Annotated in this window: 5 protein-coding genes; 2 read left to right on the forward strand and 3 right to left on the reverse strand. The window is 62.8% G+C overall.

The window, feature by feature from the left end:
- Nucleotides 1-12: 12 nt before the first annotated feature.
- The 3 genes from rpsG to VIR09_RS10690 form a co-directional block, all read right to left on the reverse strand.
- Nucleotides 13-483, reverse strand: coding sequence for a 30S ribosomal protein S7 (rpsG, locus tag VIR09_RS10680; protein WP_006216561.1), 471 nt, complete (start codon nucleotides 481-483; stop codon nucleotides 13-15).
- 166 nt (nucleotides 484-649) lie between these two features.
- Nucleotides 650-1,027 carry a 30S ribosomal protein S12 gene (gene rpsL, locus VIR09_RS10685; RefSeq protein ID WP_005017264.1) on the reverse strand — a complete coding sequence of 126 codons (378 nt, stop codon included), beginning with the start codon at nucleotides 1,025-1,027 and terminating at the stop codon, nucleotides 650-652.
- Between the two features lie 560 nt (nucleotides 1,028-1,587).
- Entirely contained in the window at nucleotides 1,588-2,289 is a 702-nt protein-coding gene (locus tag VIR09_RS10690) for a response regulator transcription factor (protein ID WP_332012846.1), read from the reverse strand.
- A gap of 270 nt (nucleotides 2,290-2,559) precedes the next feature.
- Between VIR09_RS10690 and VIR09_RS10695 the strand changes: the two genes are divergently transcribed.
- Together VIR09_RS10695 and VIR09_RS10700 are read left to right on the forward strand one after the other, a co-directional pair.
- Nucleotides 2,560-3,276 (forward strand): response regulator transcription factor, encoded by a 717-nt coding sequence (locus tag VIR09_RS10695; RefSeq protein WP_332012847.1) that lies wholly within the window; start codon nucleotides 2,560-2,562, stop codon nucleotides 3,274-3,276.
- Between the two features lie 35 nt (nucleotides 3,277-3,311).
- The coding region (locus tag VIR09_RS10700) for a FecR domain-containing protein (protein WP_414639414.1) at nucleotides 3,312-4,108 on the forward strand (797 nt) is incomplete at its 3' end.

The following is a 4,108-nucleotide window of genomic DNA, read 5'->3' on the forward strand; positions in this document are numbered from 1 at the left end:
TTAGTCCTTAAATTACCAGCGGAAATGGCTGAAGGCCTTGTTGGCCTCTGCCATCTTGTGCGTGTCTTCGCGCTTCTTCATCGCGGCGCCACGACCTTCGGAGGCGTCGATCAGTTCGCCAGCAAGACGCAGATCCATCGACTTCTCGCCACGCTTCTTGGCGGCTTCACGGAGCCAACGCATAGCCAGGGCCAGGCGGCGCACGGGGCGCACTTCAACCGGCACTTGGTAGTTGGCACCGCCAACGCGGCGGCTCTTCACTTCGACGATCGGCTTGATGTTGTTGATCGCCAGGCTGAAAACTTCGATCGGCTCTTTGCCGGTCTTGGTTTGCACTTGCTCGAGGGCACCGTAGACGATGCGCTCGGCGACGGCCTTCTTGCCGTCCAGCATGACGACGTTCATGAACTTGGCGAGTTCGACGCTGCCGAACTTGGGATCGGGCAGAATCTCGCGCTTGGGTACTTCGCGACGACGGGGCATTGTTGCTTCCTTGTGTCTGTTCAGTTGAACCGTGTTTCATTACACGGCCATGGCCGTCCATGGAGACGACCCCTTACGTGCCGCGCACCTTCCCATCATCTGGATGGCGCGGTCGCACTTCCCTAGTGACGGACTGCCGCCACGCGGGGGTACTGCTGACTCGTTATTAAGCCTTCTTCGGGCGCTTGGCGCCGTACTTCGAGCGGGCTTGCTTACGATCCTTGACGCCTTGCAGGTCGAGGGAACCGCGCACGATGTGATAACGCACACCGGGCAAGTCCTTCACACGACCGCCACGCACCAGAACCACCGAGTGCTCTTGCAGGTTGTGGCCTTCACCGCCGATGTACGAAATGACTTCGTAACCGTTGGTCAGACGCACTTTGGCAACCTTACGCAGAGCGGAGTTCGGCTTCTTGGGGGTGGTGGTGTACACGCGAGTGCACACGCCGCGGCGTTGCGGGCAGTTTTCGAGCGCGGGGCTCTTGCTTTTGATGATGCTGACTTCGCGCGGCTTGCGCACGAGTTGGCTAATGGTAGGCATGACCTTTGAAATCCCTTTTACGTACCACTGGGTAAGTACTTACGTACTCGTCTCCTCAAGCAGTGACTTTCGGAGAAGGCAGTTCGCGCAAAACCGCCTCAAACGTTCGTATACGTAAAAGAGCGGGCTTGCCAACAAACTATGACAAAACGCACAAAGCTGGATGCCGTGGGGCGACGGCGCCGGAAAGACCCGTTGCCGCGAAGCCGCGTGGCTTGAAACGAAAGGCTCGTGACGCACCCTGTTCCCAGACACCGTACTTCTGAACCCTACCGCGGCCAGTTTTTGCGCGCGAAATAAAGCAGTAAGCCCTTTAGCATAACTGAGATCAAGGGCTACTGTCAAAGAAAATTGTAAGCCGAGCGGGTGGCGTGTTGCCGGCAGAAGCGTGCCAGTTAGGCGGCGGTCGCGAAAATTAGGGCCGCATACGCCGAAAATCGGGTGTCGGAAATCAGGGCCACTGACTGCGGCAATCGGCGGGAGCTACATCGTGCGGATTCGGCCGCACGTTCCGGCGCCGGGGGGCCACCGTTAAGCATGGCAGCCAGTATAGCGGCTCGCTACTGGTCGGCGAACAGGTAGCCGCTGCCGTAGACCGTACGGATCGGCAACATGACCCCGGCCAGCTCGGCCTTGCGGCGCAACCGGCTGACGATCACGTCGATACTGCGGGAGCCGCTGGCGCGCACTCCGCCCCCCTCGACCTGCAACTCGTCGCCCAGTTCGGTCCGGCCCACGGCCTTGCCCGCCACTTCCAGCAGCGAACGCACGATCAGGCGCTCGTTGGCAGACAGCGAGATGGTAGCTCCCGAGGGCGCTGCCAAGGTCCAACCCTGGTCGCGCAGTTCCCACTGGCCGTTCTGGGCCGGATCGGCCAAGGACGGATCCTGCCCGGCAGGCAGGCGGCGCGCCAGGGACAGCAGGATGCAGGCCAGCTCGCGAGGATCCTGCGGATCAGGCAGACAGGCGTCGGCACCGCTCTGCAGGCAGCGCAGGCGGCTATCCACCGACATGCCGGCCCCGGTGACCACGATGCCCATGGACGATGAGCCGTGCAGACGCGCCACCAGGGCATAGCCGATTTCGCCCAGGGTCCCGACATCCAGGACCACGACGTCAAAGCCGCCGCCGTTGAGCAATCCAAACAATTCGAGAGACGTCGAGCAACCGCGTGCAGAAATACCAGCTTGCAGCAATGCGGACACGGCGACGCCGCGGGCGGCCTCGTCGGGTGACATCATAAGTATGCGCAATTGATTCATATCTGTTCCATACGACCAACAACCTCGACCGGCTCCGCCCCATGTCTTACTGCCGGGGGGAGAACGATTGAGACAGTGTGGCGCGTTGTTACGCAACAACTCCAGTCAAGATTCGTCAACTTTGCAATGTTTGACAGTTCTTGCCATAACGTAGCCAGCCGGGGCCCCTCCCGAGTTATCATTCGTTTACACCTATATATTCCTTTCCCATCTTGCAGTAGGGCGCCATAGCGCGCGCTTGCGTAGCAAACCTTCGCGAGAACACGTCTGATGAAAATCGCGTCGCTGGAAGACGACCTGGATCAAGCACGGCGCATCCAGCAAGTTCTGACCACTGCCGGATACACCTGCAGCAGTTATCAGCAAAGCCGGGATCTCCTGGTCGCGCTGCGCACTGAGCAATTCGACCTGGTGCTGCTGGACTGGCATTTGCCCGACATCGACGGCGACGATGTGGTGCGGTGGTTGCGCGCCAATATCGGCCCGCGCATCCCGGTCATCTTCCTGACCAACCGTTCCAGCGAGGACGATCTGGTGGAAGGCCTGCGCGCTGGCGCAGACGACTACATCGTCAAGCCCCTGCGCCCCCTGGAACTGCTGGCGCGGGTGGCGGCGTTGCTGCGCCGCAGCCAGATTGCCGAACCCGCGGACGATGCCTTCGACGTGGCGCGCTATCGCATTGAACCCGCCGCCCGCACGATCACCCTGGATTCCGCGGTGGTGCCGCTCGCCCCCAAGGAATTCGAGCTCGCCCTGCTGTTTTTCCGCAATGTCGGCCGCCTGATGTCGCGCGACGTGCTGGCCGAATGCGTCTGGAACCGGGAAATTCCCGCGACCTCCCGCACCCTGGACACCCACTTGTCGAACATCCGGCAAAAGCTCCAGCTGCGTCCCGAGCACGGCGTGCGCCTCACGTCCTCTTATGCGCTGGGCTACCGGCTGGAGCTGATCAGCTCGCCGGAAGACATCGCAGCCAATCCGCAGTAGGCGCCTGCGCGCGCATCCCTGGAGAACCGATAGTCATGAGCCGCTGCCGCGCGCTTTCTTTGCTTGCCTTGATTTCCTGCCTGGCGCTGATGGCGCCGGCGCGCAGCCAGCCCACCGGCGCGCTCGGGGACGACTTCATCTACCGCGTGCGCCAAGGCGATACGCTGATCGACCTGGCGACCCGGTATACCCACAAGCAAGCCAACTGGAGCCAGTTGCAAACCCTGAACAAGGTAGTCACGCCGGAAGCGCTGCCTATCGGGCTGGAATTGCGCATTCCGCTGTCCATGATTCCCGTGCGGCCCGCCGACGCCCGCGTCGTGCACGTCAGCGGCCAGGCGAATGTCGACGGCAAAGCGCTGCGGGCCGGCGATACCGTGGCTGAAGGCAGTACGGTCGGCACCGCCGCCAACGGCTTCGTCACGCTGGAACTGGCCGACGGCTCCAAGCTGACGCTGCCGGCCGGCGGCTCGGTCGAATTGACGCGCCTGCGCCAGTTCGAAGGCACGGCGCTGACGGATTCCGTCGTCCAGGTGCAAAGGGGCGGCGTGGAATCGTCCGTGGCGCCCTCCGGTCAAGGCGTGGGCCGCTTCGAGATCCGCACCCCGGTCGCTGTCACCGGCGTGCGCGGTACGCGCTTCCGCGTGCAAAGCGACGCGCAAGGCGTGCATAGTGAAGTGCTGGAAGGCAGCGTGCGCCTGCAGGCTCACGCCCCCGGATCGCCCCCTGCCAAACCGGTGGCAGTGGCCAAGGGCTACGGCGCGGCGGTGGGTTCCGACGGCGTGGTCTCAGGCATGCGCGCGCTGCTGGATGCGCCGCAGCTGGGCGCGCC

The organism is Achromobacter sp. (assembly GCF_036567245.1).
Taxonomy (GTDB): Bacteria; Pseudomonadota; Gammaproteobacteria; order Burkholderiales; family Burkholderiaceae_B; genus Achromobacter.